Here is a 17,077-nt window from a genome sequence, read left to right as displayed (position 1 = left end):
TTCTGTCGCTTCTGCTAAAACTTCTGTTGATGAAGCTCAAGCTAAATTTGACGAAGTTAATGAATCATTACAAGAGCGTAAGCAATCGATACACTAACTGACGATGACAACGCAACTTTAGGTTACATCGAAAAATTAAAAGAAGTTCCTAAGGATGAAGAACTGAAAGACTTCAGTGGTGGAGTAAGTGATGATGCAACACCTACTGAACCTGCTAAGGAAGCAGATGAAGTACCAACTGCTCCTAACGCTCCAGAATTTAATGGTGGTGTGAATCCTAGTGATTCTCCTTCTGGAGATAATGAATCTGATTTCAATGGTGGGGTAAATGATACAACACCTCCTACTGTAGCCGATGCTCCAGAATATACAGGAGGCGTTAATAGTGTAGAAGCAGCAATTAACGAAGTTCCACAATATACTCTTACAACAGCAGGTACTAACAAGGATAATACTTATCAAGCGCCAGCAGTAAAAACAGAAGATAAAAAAGAACTTCCAAATACTGGAGGTAAAGATAATGTTGCAGTTGCATCATTAGGATTCCTTGGATTGTTCCTTGGTGCCATTCCATTTGTGAAACGTAAAAACTAATTCATTTCGTAGTTTGAAAGAGAGGGAGTAACTTCCTTCTCTTTTTACTATTATCTTAGTTTCTCTCAGGGAACTCTTCCCAATGGTATTTTTTGGTGCTTTCCTTTATAATGGGTGTATGGATAAGAAAAAATTATTATTGATTGATGGCTCTTCTGTTGCTTTTCGGGCGTTTTTTGCGCTCTATCAGCAGTTGGACCGTTTTAAGAATGCGGCTGGTTTGCATACCAATGCGATTTATGGCTTTCAGTTGATGTTGAGCCATTTGTTGGAGAGGGTTGAGCCGAGTCATATTTTGGTGGCTTTTGATGCGGGAAAGACAACCTTCCGTACAGAGATGTATGCGGACTATAAGGGTGGTCGGGCTAAGACTCCTGATGAGTTTCGTGAGCAATTTCCCTTCATTCGTGAGTTGCTGGATCATATGGGGATTCGTCATTATGAGTTGGCTCAGTATGAGGCGGATGACATCATTGGGACGCTGGATAAACTAGCTGAGCAGGATGGTTTTGATATTACCATTGTCAGTGGGGACAAGGACTTGATTCAGCTGACGGATGAGCATACGGTGGTTGAAATTTCCAAGAAAGGTGTGGCTGAGTTTGAGGCCTTTACGCCAGAATATCTTATGGAAAAGATGGGCATTACACCGACTCAGTTTATCGATCTCAAGGCGCTCATGGGAGATAAGTCGGATAATATTCCTGGGGTGACTAAAATCGGTGAAAAGACGGGTATCAAGCTCTTGCTGGAGCATGGCTCGCTTGAGGGTATTTATAAAAATATCGATGGGATGAAGGCTTCTAAGATGAAGGAAAATCTCATCAATGATAAGGAACAGGCCTTTTTGTCAAAAACACTGGCGACCATTGATACCAAGGCACCGATTGAGATTGGTTTGAAGGATTTGGTCTATAGTGGTCCAGATGTGGAAAATCTTGGGAAATTCTACGATGAGATGGGCTTCAAACAGCTCAAGCAGGCTTTAAATGTGTCTTCAGGCGATGTGGCTGAGAGTTTGGACTTTACTATTGTTGACCAAATCAGTCAAGATATGCTGAGTGAAGAGTCTATCTTCCATTTTGAGCTTTTTGGTGAGAATTACCATACGGACGATTTGGTTGGATTTGCCTGGTCTTGTGGGGAAAAGCTCTATGCCACAGACAAGCTTGAGCTGTTGCAAGACCCAATTTTCAAGGATTTCTTAGAAAAAACATCTCTGAGAGTTTATGACTTTAAGAAGGCTAAAGTTCTTTTGCATCGTTTTGGTGTGAATTTGCAGGCACCTACTTTTGATAGCCGTTTGGCTAAATACCTCCTTTCGACTGTGGAGGACAATGAAATTGCGACTATTGCTAGTCTTTATGGTCAGACTTATTTGGTTGATGATGAGACTTTCTATGGTAAGGGAGTCAGGAAGGCCATTCCTGAACGCGAGAAATTCTTGGAGCATTTGGCGCGTAAACTTGCTGTTTTGGTCGAAACAGAGCCGGTTTTGCTTGAAAAACTCAGCGAAAATGGGCAATTAGAGCTTCTTTATGATATGGAGCAACCTCTGGCTTTTGTCCTTGCCAAGATGGAAATTGCTGGGATTACAGTCAAGAAAGAGACCTTGCTTGAGATGCAGGCTGAAAATGAGCTTGTCATTGAAAAACTCACTCAGGAGATTTATGAACTGGCTGGTGAGGAGTTTAATATCAACTCGCCTAAGCAGTTGGGCGTGCTTCTCTTTGAAAAATTGGGGCTACCTCTAGAATACACTAAGAAAACCAAGACAGGTTATTCGACAGCGGTGGATGTCTTGGAGCGTCTGGCTCCGATTGCACCGATTGTTAAGAAAATCCTGGATTACCGTCAGATTGCTAAGATTCAGTCTACTTATGTGATTGGCTTGCAGGACTGGATTTTGGCTGATGGCAAGATTCACACGCGCTATGTGCAGGATTTGACCCAGACTGGGCGTCTGTCTAGTGTGGATCCAAACTTGCAAAATATTCCTGTGCGTTTGGAGCAGGGGCGTCTCATTCGGAAGGCTTTTGTGCCTGAGTGGGAGGATAGTGTGCTGCTTAGTTCGGACTATTCACAGATTGAATTGCGTGTTTTGGCGCATATTTCTAAGGATGAGCATTTGATCAAGGCATTCCAAGAGGGGGCAGATATCCATACTTCGACAGCCATGCGTGTCTTTGGTATTGAGCGTCCTGAGGATGTGACTGCAAACGACCGTCGTAATGCCAAGGCTGTCAACTTTGGAGTGGTTTACGGGATTTCAGACTTTGGTTTGTCGAATAATTTGGGCATTAGCCGTAAGGAAGCCAAAGTCTACATTGATACCTACTTTGAACGTTTCCCAGGTATTAAAAACTATATGGATGAAGTGGTGCGTGAGGCGCGTGATAAGGGCTATGTAGAGACCCTCTTCAAGCGTCGTCGTGAGTTGCCGGATATCAATTCGCGTAACTTTAACATTCGTGGTTTTGCTGAGAGAACTGCCATTAACTCACCTATCCAGGGTTCGGCAGCAGATATTCTCAAGATTGCCATGATCCAGCTGGATAAAGCCTTGGTTGCAGGTGGTTATCAGACTAAGATGCTTCTGCAAGTGCACGATGAAATTGTCCTTGAAGTGCCTAAATCGGAACTAGCAGAGATGAAAAAATTGGTCAAACAAACTATGGAAGAAGCCATTCAACTCAGTGTTCCCCTCATCGCAGATGAAAATGAAGGGGCAACATGGTACGAGGCTAAATAAAAAAGCTATATAGAGTTTGAAGCATTTGTTTTCAAACTCTTTTTCATGTTTTTCTGTAAGCAGTTTCCTTGACATTTTTTTTGTTTTGCGCTATCATATGTCCATATAATATATGGGAGTCTGTGTACAGTCTGAGAGGAAGTGTTAAACTTCGACCGCACCTGATCTGGGTAATGCCAGCGTAGGGAACGATACTTAGTCTAATCTTGACCTTTTCCATATATGGTAAAGGTTTTTCTTTTTGTCAAAGGAAAACGAGAAGAGGAGGTTGTTATGAAAGCAAGCATCGCCTTGCAAGTTTTACCCCTATCACAGGGGATTGAGCGGATTGCTGTTATTGATCAGGTCATTGCTTATCTGCAAGCTCAAGAAGTGACCATGGTAGTGACACCATTTGAAACAGTCTTGGAAGGGGAGTTTGATGAGCTTATGCGCATTCTCAAAGAAGCGCTAGAGGTAGCAGGGCAAGAGGCAGACAATGTCTTTGCCAATGTTAAAATAAATGTAGGAGAGATATTAAGTATTGATGAGAAACTTGAAAAGTATACTGAGACGACACATTAGTCTATTGGGCTTTCTAGGAGTCTTGTCAATCTGGCAGCTAGCAGGTTTTCTTAAACTTCTCCCCAAGTTTATCCTGCCGACACCTCTTGAAATTCTCCAGGCCTTTGTTCGTGATAGAGAATTTCTCTGGCACCATAGCTGGGCGACCTTGAGAGTGGCTTTACTGGGGCTAATTTTGGGAGTCTTGATTGCCTGTCTCATGGCTGTGCTTATGGATAGTTTGACTTGGCTTAACGATCTGATTTACCCTATGATGGTGGTTGTTCAGACCATTCCGACCATTGCCATAGCTCCTATCCTGGTCTTGTGGCTAGGTTATGGGATTTTGCCTAAGATTGTCTTGATTATCTTGACGACAACTTTTCCTATTATCGTCAGTATTTTGGACGGCTTTAGGCATTGTGACAAGGATATGCTGACCTTGTTTAGTCTAATGCGGGCCAAACCTTGGCAAATCCTGTGGCATTTTAAAATTCCAGTTAGCCTGCCTTACTTTTATGCAGGTCTGAGGGTCAGTGTCTCCTACGCCTTTATCACAACAGTGGTATCTGAGTGGTTGGGAGGCTTTGAGGGTCTTGGTGTTTATATGATTCAGTCCAAGAAACTGTTTCAGTATGACACCATGTTCGCTATTATTATTCTGGTATCGATTATCAGTCTTCTCGGTATGAAGTTGGTCGATATTAGTGAAAAATATGTTATTAAATGGAAACGTTCATAAGAAAAAGGATGTTTCTGAAAAAGAAAAGAGGAAGAAAATGACGAAAACATGGAAAGTGTTTTTAACTGTTTTAACAGCTCTTGTAGCTGTCGTACTTGTGGCCTGTGGTCAAGGAACTGCTTCTAAGGACAACAAAGAGGCAGAACTCAAGAAAATTGACTTTATCCTAGACTGGACACCAAATACCAACCACACAGGGCTTTATGTTGCCAAGGAAAAAGGCTACTTCAAGGAAGCTGGAGTGGATGTTGATTTGAAATTGCCACCAGAAGAAAGTTCTTCTGATTTGGTTATCAATGGTAAGGCACCATTTGCAGTCTATTTCCAAGACTATATGGCTAAAAAATTGGAAAAAGGAGCAGGAATTACTGCCGTTGCAGCTATTGTAGAACACAATACATCAGGAATCATTTCTCGTAAATCTGACAATGTAGCTAGTCCAAAAGACTTGGTTGGTAAGAAATACGGGACTTGGAATGATCCAACTGAACTTGCTATGTTGAAAACCTTAGTAGAATCACAAGGTGGGGACTTTGAGAAGGTGGAAAAAGTACCAAATAACGACTCAAACTCTATCACACCGATTGCTAATGGTGTCTTTGACACTGCTTGGATCTACTATGGATGGGATGGAATTCTGGCTAAATCTCAAGGTGTAGATGCTAACTTTATGTACTTGAAAGACTACGTTAAAGAATTTGACTACTACTCACCAGTTATCATCGCCAACAACGACTACCTCAAAGACAACAAAGAAGAAGCACGTAAAGTCATCCAAGCTATCAAAAAAGGTTACCAATATGCTATGGAGCATCCAGAAGAAGCTGCAGATATCCTCATCAAGAATGCGCCTGAACTCAAGGAAAAACGTGACTTTGTCATCGAATCTCAAAAATACTTGTCAAAAGAATACGCAAGCGACAAGGAAAAATGGGGTCAATTTGATGCAGCTCGCTGGAATGCCTTCTACAAATGGGATAAAGAAAATGGTATCCTTAAAGAAGACTTGACAGATAAAGGCTTCACCAACGAATTTGTAAAATAATGACAGAAATTAGACTAGAACACGTCAGTTATGCCTATGGTCAAGAGAGGATTTTAGAGGATATCAATCTGAAAGTGACTTCAGGTGAAGTGGTTTCTATCCTAGGCCCAAGTGGTGTTGGTAAGACTACGCTTTTCAACTTAATTGCGGGGATTTTAGAAGTTCAGTCAGGAAGAATTGTCCTTGATGGGGAGGAGAATCCCAAGGGGCGCGTGAGTTATATGTTGCAAAAGGATCTGCTCTTGGAACACAAGACGGTGCTTGGTAATATCATTCTGCCCCTCTTGATTCAAAAGGTGGATAAGGCAGAAGCTATTGCTCGCGCAGATGAAATTCTTGCGACCTTCCAGTTGACAGCTGTAAGAGATAAATACCCTCATGAACTTAGTGGCGGGATGCGCCAGCGTGTAGCCTTGCTTCGTACCTACCTTTTCGGGCACAAGCTTTTTCTCTTGGATGAGGCTTTTAGCGCCTTGGATGAGATGACCAAGATGGAACTACACGCTTGGTACCTTGAGATTCACAAGCAGTTGCAGCTAACAACCTTGATCATCACGCATAGTATCGAGGAGGCCCTCAGTCTCAGCGATCGCATCTATATCTTGAAAAATCGCCCTGGGCAGATTGTTTCAGAAATTAAACTAGATTGGTCTGAAGATGAGGACAAGGAAGTCCAAAAGATTGCCTACAAACGTCAAATCTTGGTAGAATTAGGCTTAGATAAGTAGAAAAATAGGGAGTTGGTGAAGATTATCCTTTACCAGCGCCCTTTTTCTTTTAAAAATGAGAAAATTTCGGTATAATAGTCAAAGATAGTCAAGGTTTAAAGAGAGAGGTGGGTTTGTAATGAGATTTAAAAATACATCGGATCATATTGAGGCCTACATCAAGGCGATTTTAGATCAATCTGGAATTGTAGAATTGCAACGGAGTCAGTTGGCAGATACTTTTCAGGTTGTTCCTAGTCAGATTAACTATGTGATCAAGACACGCTTTACGGAAAGTAGAGGCTACTTGGTTGAAAGTAAGCGTGGTGGCGGAGGCTATATTCGTATAGGACGGATTGAGTTTTCTAGTCACCATGAAATGCTCAGGGAGCTGCTTTACTCAATTGGTGAGCGGGTCAGTCAAGAAATTTATGAGGATATTCTGCAGCTTTTGGTTGAGCAGGAATTGATGACCAAGCAGGAGATGAATTTGTTGGTGGCAGTAGCTTTGGATCGCGTTCTAGGAGAAGAGGCTCCAGTTGTTCGAGCTAATATGCTACGACAGGTCATACAAGAGGTAGATAGAAAAGGGAAGTAAGATGAACTATTCAAAAGCATTGAATGAATGTATCGAAAGTGCCTACATGGTTGCTGGCCATTTTGGAGCTCGTTATCTAGAGTCTTGGCACTTGTTGATTGCCATGTCCAATCACAGTTATAGTGTGGCAGGGGCAACTTTAAATGATTATCCATATGAGATGGACCGTTTAGAAGAAGTCGCTTTGGAACTGACTGAAACGGACTATAGCCAGGATGAAACCTTCACGGAATTGCCGTTTTCTCATCGTTTGCAGGTCCTTTTTGATGAAGCAGAATATGTGGCATCAGTGGTTCATGCTAAGGTGCTAGGGACAGAGCATGTCCTCTATGCGATTTTGCATGATGGCAATGCCTTGGCGACTCGTATCTTGGAGAGGGCTGGTTTTTCTTATGAAGACAAGAAAGATCAGGTTAAGATTGCTGCACTTCGTCGCAATCTAGAAGAACGGGCAGGCTGGACTCGCGAAGACCTTAAAGCTTTACGCCAACGCCATCGTACCGTAGCTGACAAGCAAAATTCTATGGCTAATATGATGGGCATGCCCCAGACTCCGAGTGGTGGACTCGAGGACTATACGCATGATTTGACAGAGCAAGCGCGTTCTGGCAAGTTAGAGCCAGTCATCGGTCGGGACAAGGAAATATCCCGTATGATTCAAATCTTGAGTCGGAAAACCAAGAATAATCCTGTCTTGGTTGGAGATGCGGGTGTCGGGAAAACAGCCTTGGCGCTTGGGCTCGCTCAGCGTATTGCTAGTGGGGATGTGCCTACGGAAATGGCTAAGATGCGCGTGTTAGAGCTTGATTTGATGAATGTCGTTGCAGGGACACGCTTCCGTGGTGATTTTGAAGAGCGCATGAACAATATCATCAAGGATATTGAAGAAGATGGCCAAGTCATCCTCTTTATCGATGAACTCCACACTATCATGGGTTCTGGTAGTGGAATTGATTCAACTCTGGATGCGGCCAATATCTTGAAGCCAGCCTTGGCGCGTGGAACTTTGCGAACAGTTGGTGCAACTACTCAGGAAGAATACCAAAAACATATCGAAAAAGATGCGGCCCTTTCTCGTCGATTCGCTAAAGTGACGATTGAAGAGCCAAGTGTGGCCGACAGCATGACCATTTTGCAAGGCTTGAAGGCGACTTATGAGAAACATCACCGTGTGCAAATCACAGATGAAGCAGTTGAAACAGCCGTTAAGATGGCTCATCGTTACTTAACTAGTCGTCACTTGCCAGACTCTGCTATCGACCTCTTGGATGAGGCAGCAGCAACAGTGCAAAATAAGGCAAAGCATGTAAAAGCAGACGATTCAGGTTTGAGTCCAGCTGACAAGGCCTTGATGGATGGTAAGTGGAAACAGGTAGCTCAGCTAATCGCAAAAGAAGAGGAAGTGCCTGTCTATAAAGACTTGGTGACAGAGTCTGATATTTTGACCACCTTAAGTCGCTTGTCAGGTATCCCCGTTCAAAAACTGACTCAGACTGATGCTAAGAAATACTTGAACTTGGAAGCTGAACTGCACAAACGTGTCATCGGTCAAGATCAAGCTGTTTCAAGTATTAGCCGTGCGATTCGCCGCAACCAGTCAGGGATTCGCAGTCACAAGCGTCCGATTGGTTCCTTTATGTTCCTAGGCCCAACAGGTGTCGGGAAGACCGAATTGGCTAAGGCTCTAGCAGAAGTTCTTTTTGATGACGAATCAGCTCTTATCCGCTTTGATATGAGTGAGTATATGGAGAAATTCGCAGCCAGCCGTCTTAATGGAGCTCCTCCGGGCTATGTGGGTTATGAAGAAGGTGGGGAGTTGACCGAGAAGGTTCGCAACAAACCATACTCTGTTCTCCTCTTTGATGAGGTAGAAAAGGCCCATCCAGACATCTTTAATGTTCTCTTGCAGGTTTTGGATGATGGTGTTTTGACCGATAGCAAGGGCCGCAAGGTTGACTTTTCAAATACCATTATTATCATGACGTCAAATCTTGGTGCGACAGCCCTTCGTGATGACAAGACAGTTGGTTTTGGGGCAAAGGACATTCGTTTTGACCAGGAAAATATGGAAAAACGCATGTTTGAAGAGTTGAAAAAGGCTTATAGACCGGAATTCATCAACCGCATTGATGAAAAGGTGGTCTTCCATAGCCTGTCTAGCGACCATATGCAGGAAGTGGTGAAGATTATGGTCAAACCTTTAGTGGCAAGTTTGGCTGAAAAAGGCATTGACTTGAAATTACAAGCTTCAGCACTGAAATTGTTGGCAAATCAAGGATATGACCCAGAGATGGGAGCTCGTCCACTTCGCAGAACCCTACAAACAGAAGTGGAAGACAAGTTGGCAGAACTTCTTCTTAAGGGAGATTTGGTGGCAGGCAGCACACTTAAGATTGGTGTCAAAGCAGGCCAGTTAAAATTTGATATTGCATAAAAATGGAGAATCAGGAGCAATCTTGGTTCTCTTTTTTGCTAGTTTTTTATAAAAAATAATAAAAAACTATTGACAAAACAAAAATATAGTTTATAATAAAAATATCAAAAATCATAAAAAGGTAATGCGTTTATGAAAAAGAAAACAGCAGTGGTATTTGGAACCTTTGCTCCGCTTCATCAAGGTCATATCGATCTGATCCAGCGAGCCAAGCGACAGTGTGACCAGGTCTGGGTTGTCGTTTCAGGCTATGAGGGAGACAGAGGGGAACAGGTAGGCTTAACGCTTCAAAAAAGATTTCGCTATATCCGAGAGGCCTTTGGTGATGACGAGTTGACCTCCGTTTGCAAGTTAGATGAGACCAATCTTCCCCGTTACCCTATGGGCTGGCAGGAGTGGTTGGACCAAATGTTAGCGGAGATTTCCTATGATGAAACCCAGCAAGAACTAATCTTCTTTGTGGGAGAGGCAGACTACCAGCAAGAATTGTCTAATCGTGGTTTTGAGACAGTCTTACAAGAAAGAAAATTTGGTATCTCAGCGACTATGATTCGAGAAAATCCAAGCAAATATTGGAAATATATCGCTCAACCCTTCCGTCGTCAGTTTACAAAGAAAGTGTTGATTATGGGAAGTGCCAGCAATGGGAAGACCACTCTGGCCAAGGATTTGGCAAGGTATTACGATGCGCCGGTCAGCCTGGAATACGCACGTGAGTACCAGATCAAAAACAATGTCCGCGACGATGAATTGACTCCAAAGGATTACTACTATCTCCTTTTAGGGCAGTATGACCAGACCTCTAAGTTAATCGATAGCAATGCCAATCGAGGTCTAGTGATAGCCGATACCAACTCCTTGGTAACCAAGGGCTATTATGATTATTACATGGAAACTGAGGACCAAGGGGACTTATCAGGAGAAACCTTTGACAATCTTTTTGCCTCTATCTTGGTTAAGGAAAAATGGGACTTGATTCTCTTTGTGCAACCTGTTGGCTCCTATGTCAATGACGGGTTTAGAGATATGAACATGGCAGAAGACCATATTCGTCATAGTTTTTCCCAGCATTTGGACCAGATGAGAGAGCGATATTTAACCACCATTCCACTAGTTTATCTAGCTGGGGATTACCTAGGCAATTATGAAGCAGCCAAAGTGGCTATTGATGCCATTTACCAAGCAGATTAGGAGAAAATTATGAAAAAACTAACTGAAAAAATCACACAATTTATCGAAAACTTTAAAAATGTCCATGCGGAAGCCCGCAAGATCGGTTTTGCAGGAATCATGAACCTGCTCTGGAAAGATCTTTTTGTCGGCCGTAGCCTCTTCCAGTGGTTGTATCTCATCGTCCTGTCAAGTGTTCCTTTGATCTTGGAATTCACGCAAAATACAGAAAGTCATGACTGGATGAGCTTGTTTGCCTCTTGGACTGGGATTGTCTGTGTTATCTTGGTAGCAGAAGGGCGTGCAAGCAATTATCTCTTTGGGGCCATTAACTCTGCTATCTATTTGATTTTGGCTATGAATGCGACTTTTTATGGCGAAGTTTTGACGACCGTTTACTTCTTTGTCATGCAGCCGATTGGTCTCTATGCTTGGCTGTCCAATCGTATCAATGACCAAGGAAAAGCAGAAGAATCTCACTTTGAAGCCAAGAAATTATCTGTTTTTGATTGGCTCAAGTACTTGGCCTTGACTGCTATCATCTGGATTGGTATGGGCTTGGCTTACCAAAGTATCAATAGCGCTCGCCCTTTCCGTGATAGTGTTACCGATGCGACCAATGGTGTTGGTCAGCTCTTGATGACACGTCTCTATCGTGAGCAATGGATTTTCTGGATTGCCACCAATCTCTTTAGTATCTACCTCTGGTGGGGTGAAAATATCCACATCCAAGGGATGTACTGGGTTTACACACTCAATAGTCTAGTAGGTTGGTACCAATGGACCAAGGCAGTTCGTAAGGAGGCATAAAATGGCGGACACGATGATTCCGGCAGGGATGACAGAGAGAGAATATTTTGAAATCCATGCCAGTCAGGAGGAGTTTTTGGATTGGTACTACAGGCAGGAACTCCCTCAATATGAAAAACCAAGTGTGACAGTAGATATGGTAGCCTACTGCTTTGTTGAAGGAAAGATCAAGCTCTTATTAATTCGCCGCAAGGCTCACCCTTATCAGAACTGTTTGGCCTTAGTTGGAGGATTTATGGACAAGGGCGAAGATGCTGCGCATGCCTGTCAGCGTGAGGTGAGAGAAGAAGTCAATCTCGATCTTCCTTTGGAAAAAATCGAGCAATTGATGACCGTATCGACTCCCGGCCGTGACCCACGGGGCTGGACAGTGACCATTGCCCACTTGGTTTATTTGCCTAGTCGTGCATTAGAACTTGTTCAAGCAGGAGACGATGCCAAGGATGTGGTTTTTGTAGATGTCGATTTTCAGACAGGAAAATGCTACCTAGAGGGAGTAGAGTTGGAGGAGCAAGCCTTCGCTTTTGATCATTATGCCATTATCCAAGAATCCATCAAACGAATCCAAGGCCGTCTCGACTGGAATCCGACCTTCCTTTATCTGCTGGAGGAGGAGTTCACTGTCTACGAAGGAACTGAACTGGTCAATCTTATCAACCCCGGTCGTCCAATCGTCAGCAATAACTTTCTCGTAAAATACGGAGAATATGTAGAAGAAGTCGGACTCAAACGAGTGCCTAAAAAGAAACCAAGAAAAACCTATCGATTGAAATAAAAAGCGAGGTCGGGAAAAGTTCCCGACCTCTTTAATTACAGTCATGAGATGAAATTTCTGTTGCGACTACTTTTATGGGTGGCTATCTTTCTTAGAATTGCTCAACAGGTGAGTAAAAAAGTCTTTGTATCGATACTTGAGATAGTTCTCATGCAAAACTAACAAAGCGATATAGAAAATCAAAAAGATTGTAGTCAGATAAAGCACATCAAATGCAGTTCGCGCATAGTAAGTTGCTGATTGATAAGAGACAATAGCTGTCACAATCAACCAAGGAAGATACTTGTAATATTTGCTTAACATAAGCCTACACCTCCTATATTCTATTTCAATGTTATTATATTCCTTTGCACTTAAAGTTGCAAGCGATTACACAAAAAACGAATTCAAATTTTTAATAGGAAAATCTCCTGTTTTTCTGTTTTATTACGAATAGAAGAGTAGGAGGAGTAAATGTATCTAAATTATTTAAGATTTTTAAAATAGTTTAGATAAATTGTTGACATATTCAAATCTGAATGTTACAATTATATTACAAAAAGATTTCTTTATATTTCTAAAACATTACAAAGGAGTAGAAAAATGAAAAAGAAAACCTATATCAAATTGATGGCAGCAACTGTATTGGCTTCTACCTTGCTATTAGGAGCTTGTGGAAATAAAAAGGAAACAACTCAAGCAAGCAGTTCTGCTAAGACAAGCCAGTCATCAAGTTCTAAAGCAACTTCTTCTAACAAAGAAAGCAAGACTCAGAAGTCCTCAAGTTCAGCTTCATCTGAAAAGGCCAAGGCATCTACCGATCAGTCTTCAGTAAGTGCAACACCATCACAAGCGGCACCTGCACCAGAGCAAAGACAAGGTCAAGAAGTGTCTAATCAACAGGCGGCTAGTCAACAAACTCCTGCTCAGGCTCCTCAAGCCCAGTCTAACCAATCAAGCTATGATCCTACAACTGACCGCAAACTTCAAGACAAACAAGCAGAGCAAAATAAACGCTACAAGGGTGTTTTAACCATGGTAGATGGTGATTTCTCAGCTGCAGCGGGCAATTGGAAGGGAGCAAATGGCGAAACCATCACAGTTTCATCAGGTGGTCAATTTACAGTAGAATCTTCTGATGGAAAGAAAGAAAATTATTCTATCAAAGGTTATTCTTATACTCTTGATGATGGTAAGTATAATGCCAAAATTGGTGGGGGAAAAATCATCCAAATTACAACAGGAGCGGATGGTAAGGTTTCCAGTGTTGCTTTGAATCAATAATAATCCTCAGTATTTAAATTTTTACAATCAAAAACCCGTAACCTTTAAGAGAGTTACGGGTTTTAAACTATTAAGCCTTATCCAACTGCAAGAGTGCTTCAATCTCTGCTAGGGTGCTAGCTTGTGAAATGGCTCCACGGAGTTTGGCAGCGCCAGATGTTCCACGGAGGTAGTGAGGAGCGAGGCCACGGAATTCACGAACTGCTACGTTTTCCCCTTTGAGGTTAATCAAACGTTTCAAGTGTTCGTAGGCGATTTTCATCTTGTCTTCAAAGGTCAAATCAGGTAGGATTTCTCCTGTTTCAAAGTAATGGTTGATTTGGTTGAAGAGGTAAGGATTTCCCATGGCAGCGCGGCCAATCATGACTGCATCAGCACCTACTTCTTCGATGCGTTGCTTGGCTTCTTGAACTGTACGGATGTCACCATTAGCGATAAATGGAATCTTGGTCAGAGCTTGAGCGACCTTGTGAAGGGTCTCAAGGTCTGCGTGACCTGTATACATTTGCTCACGGGTACGGCCATGCATGGCGAGGGCAGAAACGCCTGCAGCTTCAGCAGCGAGAGCATTTTCAACTGCCAGAGATGGATCGGCCCAGCCGGTACGCATTTTGACAGTAAGTGGAATATCAAGGACAGATTGGACCTTGTTGATAATAGAGTAGATCTTGTCTGGGTCTTTGAGCCACATAGCGCCAGCTTCGTTCTTCACGATTTTGTTAACTGGGCAGCCCATGTTGATATCCACGATATCGGTCTTTGTGTTTTCTTGGATGAATTCGGCTGCGCGTGCTAGGCTGTCTTCATCGCTACCAAAAAGTTGGATAGAAACAGGGTTTTCGCCTTCATCGATATGAAGCATGTGCAGGGTTTTTTCGTTGTTGTATTGGATTCCCTTGTCAGAGACCATTTCCATGACAACGAGTCCAGCTCCGAGCTCTTTTGCGATGGTACGAAAGGCTGAGTTAGTCACACCAGCCATAGGTGCTAAAACGGTACGATTGGGAATCTCAACATTGCCAATCATAAAGGGTGTATTAAGATTTGTCACGAATGAGTTCCTCCAGGTCGTTTTCATCAAAGTTGTAAGTAGTTTGGCAGAATTGACAAGTGATTTCTGCCCCGTGGTCTTCCTCTTTCATTTCCTGTAGGTCTGAACTTGGAAGGCTGGCAAGAGCGTTCATAAAGCGTTCATGACTACAGTCACATTGGAAACGGATTTCTTCTTCAGAAAGACGCTTGTAGGCCTCGTCCCCGTAGATAGCCTTGAGGAGGGCTTCGATATGGTCTTCACTTTCCAGAAGGGTCGAGATAGCTGGCATTTCTTGGATGCGTTTCTCAAAACGGACAATCTCTTCTTCCTTGGCTCCCGGCAAGACTTGGACTAGGAAACCACCTGCAACCTTGACTTTGTCTTCTTCGTCCAAAAGGACATTGAGGCCGACTGCTGAAGGTGTTTGTTGGCTTTCAGTCAGGTAAAAGGCAAGGTCTTCACCAATTTCTCCAGAGATGAGAGGAGTCATAGAGTTGTAAGGATTTCCAGTACCGTAGTCTGTGATAACGAGGAATTGCCCATTTCCAACAAAAGGTCCGACTAGAACTTCACCAGTTGCAGTCTTTTTGATGTCAACACCAGGATTTTGAACGTAGCCTTTGACGTTCCCCTTGGTATCTGCGACGGTGATAATAGCACCTAGAGAACTAGATCCCAATACCTTAACTGTTAGTTTGGTATTTCCTTTTTCATTGGCTGCGAGAATCTGGCTAGCGATAAGAGTTCGACCAAGTGCTACAGTTGAGCTAGCTTGGGTTTGGTGTTTTTCTTGAGCAGTGCGGACGGTTTCTGTGCTGTCAAGGACAAAAGCACGAAAGGCTCCGCTTTCTGATATAGTTTTAATAATTTTATCCATAGCTACTATTTTAGCATAAAAATGCTCAAAGGGGGAGCCGTGTGCTTGTTGATTTTCAGCATAATGAACCAGGAAATTAGCATGAAAATAAAAAGAGAAACAGATTATTTCAGCATTTGTAAGATTTATGCTATGCTTAAGGTAGAAAATGAAAGGGGTAACAAATGTATTTAGGAGATTTGATGGAAAAGGCTGAATCTGGCCAATTTTCAATCCTTTCCTTTCTATTACAAGAGTCTCAGACGACCGTCAAGGCTGTAATGGAGGAAACAGGATTTTCAAAAGCAACCCTAACCAAATATGTCACCCTGCTCAATGATAGGGCTATGGATAGTGGCTTAGAGCTGACTATTCACTTAGAAGATGAAAATCTGCGTCTGTCAATCGGTGCAGCTACCAAGGGGAGAGATATTCGGAGCTTGTTTTTGGAGAATGCTGTTAAATACCAGATTTTGGTCTATCTTCTCTACCACCAACAGTTTTTAGCCCATCATCTGGCTCAAGAATTGATGATTAGCGAGGCAACGCTTGGCCGTCACTTAGCTAGCTTAAATCAGATTTTGTCAGAATTTGATTTATCCATCCAAAATGGACGTTGGCGAGGTCCAGAGCATCAGATTCGCTATTTCTATTTCTGTCTTTTCCGCAAGGTCTGGTCCAGTCAGGAATGGGAAGTCCACATGCAGAAACCAGAGAGAAAACAGGAGATTGCTACACTAGAAGAGATCTGCGGTGCAAGTTTGTCTTCGGGGCAGAAATTGGACTTGGTTTTGTGGAGTCACATCAGTCAGCAACGTCTTCGGGTCAATGCCTGTCAGTTTCAAGTCATAGAAGAGAAAATGCGAGGGTATTTTGACAATATTTTCTACCTTCGTTTGCTGAGAAAGGCTCCTTCCTTTTTTGCTGGGCAACACCTTCCTCTGGGAACTGAGGATGGGGAGCTGATGATTTTCTTCTCTTTCCTCCTATCTCATCGCATTCTTCCTCTTCATACTATGGAATATATCCTTGGTTTTGGAGGGCAGTTGGCCGATTTGCTGACACAGTTGATTCAAGAAATGAAGAAGGAGGAGTTGCTGGGTGATTATACAGAGGATCACGTTACCTATGAACTCAGTCAGCTTTGTGCTCAAGTCTATCTCTATAAGGGCTATATTTTACAGGACCGCTACAAGTACCAGTTGGAGAATCGTCATCCTTATTTGCTGATGGAACATGATTTTAGGGGAACGGCAGAGGAGATTTTTCATGCTCTACCGGCCTTTCAGCAGGGGACAGATTTAGATAAGAAAATTCTCTGGGAATGGCTGCAGTTAATCGAATATATGGCTGAAAATGGTGGTCAGCATATGCGGATTGGTCTGGATTTGACATCTGGTTTTCTTGTCTTTTCAAGGATGGCAGCCATTTTGAAACGGTATTTGGAATACAATCGTTTTATTACCATTGAAGCCTATGACCGAACTCGGCATTATGATTTGCTGGTTACCAATAACCCGATTCATAAGAAGGAACAGACTCCAGTTTATTATTTAAAAAACGACTTGGATTTGGAAGATTTGGCAGGGATTCGTCAGTTATTATTCACTTAAAAGGCTTGGTTGTTCCAGGTCTTTTTTGTGAAATTCACACAATCTACTCACATTTTTTAAAAATTAAAAAAAGTTGATGAATAAGAAAGCGCTTTATTTTGTATACTAGTTAGTGTAAAGAGGAAACATCCTCAAGATCTTT

Annotated in this window: 16 protein-coding genes and 1 riboswitch; of the genes, 13 read left to right on the top strand and 3 right to left on the bottom strand. The window is 42.6% G+C overall.

Going from position 1 to position 17,077, the window contains the following annotated elements; translation table 11 throughout:
• Positions 1–270 precede the first annotated feature (270 nt).
• From SK578_RS11300 to SK578_RS09830, 11 genes are all read left to right on the top strand, one after another.
• Complete coding sequence (locus tag SK578_RS11300) at positions 271–594, top strand: SIALI-17 repeat-containing surface protein (RefSeq protein ID WP_080710026.1); 324 nt, start codon at positions 271–273, stop codon at positions 592–594.
• A gap of 118 nt (positions 595–712) precedes the next feature.
• Positions 713–3,346 (top strand): DNA polymerase I, encoded by a 2,634-nt coding sequence (polA, locus tag SK578_RS09875; protein WP_042751876.1) that lies wholly within the window; start codon positions 713–715, stop codon positions 3,344–3,346.
• A 102-nt stretch (positions 3,347–3,448) separates the two neighbouring features.
• Positions 3,449–3,551: riboswitch (TPP riboswitch) on the top strand.
• Between the two features lie 68 nt (positions 3,552–3,619).
• Entirely contained in the window at positions 3,620–3,910 is a 291-nt protein-coding gene (locus tag SK578_RS09870; RefSeq protein WP_042751823.1) for a thiamine-binding protein, read from the top strand.
• Positions 3,873–4,631, top strand: a complete 759-nt coding sequence (locus SK578_RS09865) for an ABC transporter permease (protein WP_161683551.1) — start codon at positions 3,873–3,875, stop codon at positions 4,629–4,631. The genes SK578_RS09870 and SK578_RS09865 overlap by 38 nt, the downstream gene beginning before the upstream one ends.
• 37 nt (positions 4,632–4,668) lie before the next feature.
• Positions 4,669–5,676, top strand: coding sequence for an ABC transporter substrate-binding protein (locus tag SK578_RS09860; protein WP_042751875.1), 1,008 nt, complete (start codon positions 4,669–4,671; stop codon positions 5,674–5,676).
• Positions 5,676–6,404, top strand: a complete 729-nt coding sequence (locus SK578_RS09855; RefSeq protein ID WP_020902628.1) for an ABC transporter ATP-binding protein — start codon at positions 5,676–5,678, stop codon at positions 6,402–6,404. Before SK578_RS09860 ends, SK578_RS09855 begins: the two co-directional genes overlap by 1 nt.
• A 118-nt stretch (positions 6,405–6,522) precedes the next feature.
• The gene (locus SK578_RS09850; RefSeq protein WP_004261972.1) at positions 6,523–6,981 is read left to right on the top strand and encodes a CtsR family transcriptional regulator; all 459 of its coding nucleotides are present in this window, start codon (positions 6,523–6,525) and stop codon (positions 6,979–6,981) included.
• A gap of 1 nt (position 6,982) precedes the next feature.
• The gene (locus SK578_RS09845; RefSeq protein ID WP_042751822.1) at positions 6,983–9,415 is read left to right on the top strand and encodes an ATP-dependent Clp protease ATP-binding subunit; all 2,433 of its coding nucleotides are present in this window, start codon (positions 6,983–6,985) and stop codon (positions 9,413–9,415) included.
• A gap of 132 nt (positions 9,416–9,547) precedes the next feature.
• On the top strand, positions 9,548–10,606 hold the full coding sequence (locus SK578_RS09840) for an AAA family ATPase (protein ID WP_042751821.1): 1,059 nt from the start codon (positions 9,548–9,550) through the stop codon (positions 10,604–10,606).
• Between the two features lie 9 nt (positions 10,607–10,615).
• On the top strand, positions 10,616–11,395 hold the full coding sequence (pnuC, locus tag SK578_RS09835) for a nicotinamide riboside transporter PnuC (protein WP_042751820.1): 780 nt from the start codon (positions 10,616–10,618) through the stop codon (positions 11,393–11,395).
• A gap of 1 nt (position 11,396) precedes the next feature.
• Complete coding sequence (locus tag SK578_RS09830) at positions 11,397–12,170, top strand: NUDIX domain-containing protein (RefSeq protein ID WP_042751819.1); 774 nt, start codon at positions 11,397–11,399, stop codon at positions 12,168–12,170.
• A 72-nt stretch (positions 12,171–12,242) separates the two neighbouring features.
• Here SK578_RS09830 and SK578_RS09825 read toward each other — a convergent pair whose 3' ends face one another.
• Complete coding sequence (locus SK578_RS09825; RefSeq protein WP_042751818.1) at positions 12,243–12,473, bottom strand: hypothetical protein; 231 nt, start codon at positions 12,471–12,473, stop codon at positions 12,243–12,245.
• Positions 12,474–12,752: 279 nt separating this feature from the next.
• Here SK578_RS09825 and SK578_RS09820 point away from each other — a divergent pair, with 279 nt between their 5' ends.
• Positions 12,753–13,433 (top strand): hypothetical protein, encoded by a 681-nt coding sequence (locus tag SK578_RS09820; RefSeq protein WP_042751817.1) that lies wholly within the window; start codon positions 12,753–12,755, stop codon positions 13,431–13,433.
• 70 nt (positions 13,434–13,503) lie between these two features.
• Here SK578_RS09820 and dusB read toward each other — a convergent pair whose 3' ends face one another.
• Together dusB and hslO are read right to left on the bottom strand one after the other, a co-directional pair.
• Entirely contained in the window at positions 13,504–14,484 is a 981-nt protein-coding gene (gene dusB, locus SK578_RS09815; RefSeq protein ID WP_000183308.1) for a tRNA dihydrouridine synthase DusB, read from the bottom strand.
• Positions 14,471–15,343, bottom strand: coding sequence for an Hsp33 family molecular chaperone HslO (gene hslO / locus SK578_RS09810; protein ID WP_042751874.1), 873 nt, complete (start codon positions 15,341–15,343; stop codon positions 14,471–14,473). Before hslO ends, dusB begins: the two co-directional genes overlap by 14 nt.
• A gap of 164 nt (positions 15,344–15,507) precedes the next feature.
• Between hslO and SK578_RS09805 the strand changes: the two genes are divergently transcribed.
• Positions 15,508–16,935, top strand: coding sequence for an AcpB/EbpR/MafR family transcriptional regulator (locus SK578_RS09805; RefSeq protein WP_042751816.1), 1,428 nt, complete (start codon positions 15,508–15,510; stop codon positions 16,933–16,935).
• Positions 16,936–17,077: the final 142 nt, after the last annotated feature.

Source organism: Streptococcus mitis, assembly GCF_000722755.1.
GTDB classification, from domain to species: Bacteria; Bacillota; Bacilli; order Lactobacillales; family Streptococcaceae; genus Streptococcus; species Streptococcus mitis_CM.
The sequence above is the reverse complement of the archived record's forward strand: the minus strand, read 5'-3'. Positions and strand labels throughout refer to the sequence as shown.

Bases quoted from the DNA above. Each gene is read 5' to 3' on its own strand.
- SK578_RS09870 (WP_042751823.1), top strand. From the start codon at position 3,620: ATGAAAGCAAGCATCGCCTTGCAAGTTTTACCCCTATCACAGGGGATT.
- pnuC (WP_042751820.1), top strand. From the start codon at position 10,616: ATGAAAAAACTAACTGAAAAAATCACACAATTTATCGAAAACTTTAAA.
- SK578_RS09855 (WP_020902628.1), top strand. From the start codon at position 5,676: ATGACAGAAATTAGACTAGAACACGTCAGTTATGCCTATGGTCAAGAG.
- SK578_RS09865 (WP_161683551.1), top strand. From the start codon at position 3,873: ATGAGAAACTTGAAAAGTATACTGAGACGACACATTAGTCTATTGGGC.
- SK578_RS09860 (WP_042751875.1), top strand. From the start codon at position 4,669: ATGACGAAAACATGGAAAGTGTTTTTAACTGTTTTAACAGCTCTTGTA.
- polA (WP_042751876.1), top strand. From the start codon at position 713: ATGGATAAGAAAAAATTATTATTGATTGATGGCTCTTCTGTTGCTTTT.
- SK578_RS09830 (WP_042751819.1), top strand. From the start codon at position 11,397: ATGGCGGACACGATGATTCCGGCAGGGATGACAGAGAGAGAATATTTT.
- SK578_RS09825 (WP_042751818.1), bottom strand. From the start codon at position 12,473: ATGTTAAGCAAATATTACAAGTATCTTCCTTGGTTGATTGTGACAGCT.
- SK578_RS09820 (WP_042751817.1), top strand. From the start codon at position 12,753: ATGAAAAAGAAAACCTATATCAAATTGATGGCAGCAACTGTATTGGCT.
- SK578_RS09805 (WP_042751816.1), top strand. From the start codon at position 15,508: ATGTATTTAGGAGATTTGATGGAAAAGGCTGAATCTGGCCAATTTTCA.
- SK578_RS09850 (WP_004261972.1), top strand. From the start codon at position 6,523: ATGAGATTTAAAAATACATCGGATCATATTGAGGCCTACATCAAGGCG.
- hslO (WP_042751874.1), bottom strand. From the start codon at position 15,343: ATGGATAAAATTATTAAAACTATATCAGAAAGCGGAGCCTTTCGTGCT.
- SK578_RS09845 (WP_042751822.1), top strand. From the start codon at position 6,983: ATGAACTATTCAAAAGCATTGAATGAATGTATCGAAAGTGCCTACATG.
- SK578_RS09840 (WP_042751821.1), top strand. From the start codon at position 9,548: ATGAAAAAGAAAACAGCAGTGGTATTTGGAACCTTTGCTCCGCTTCAT.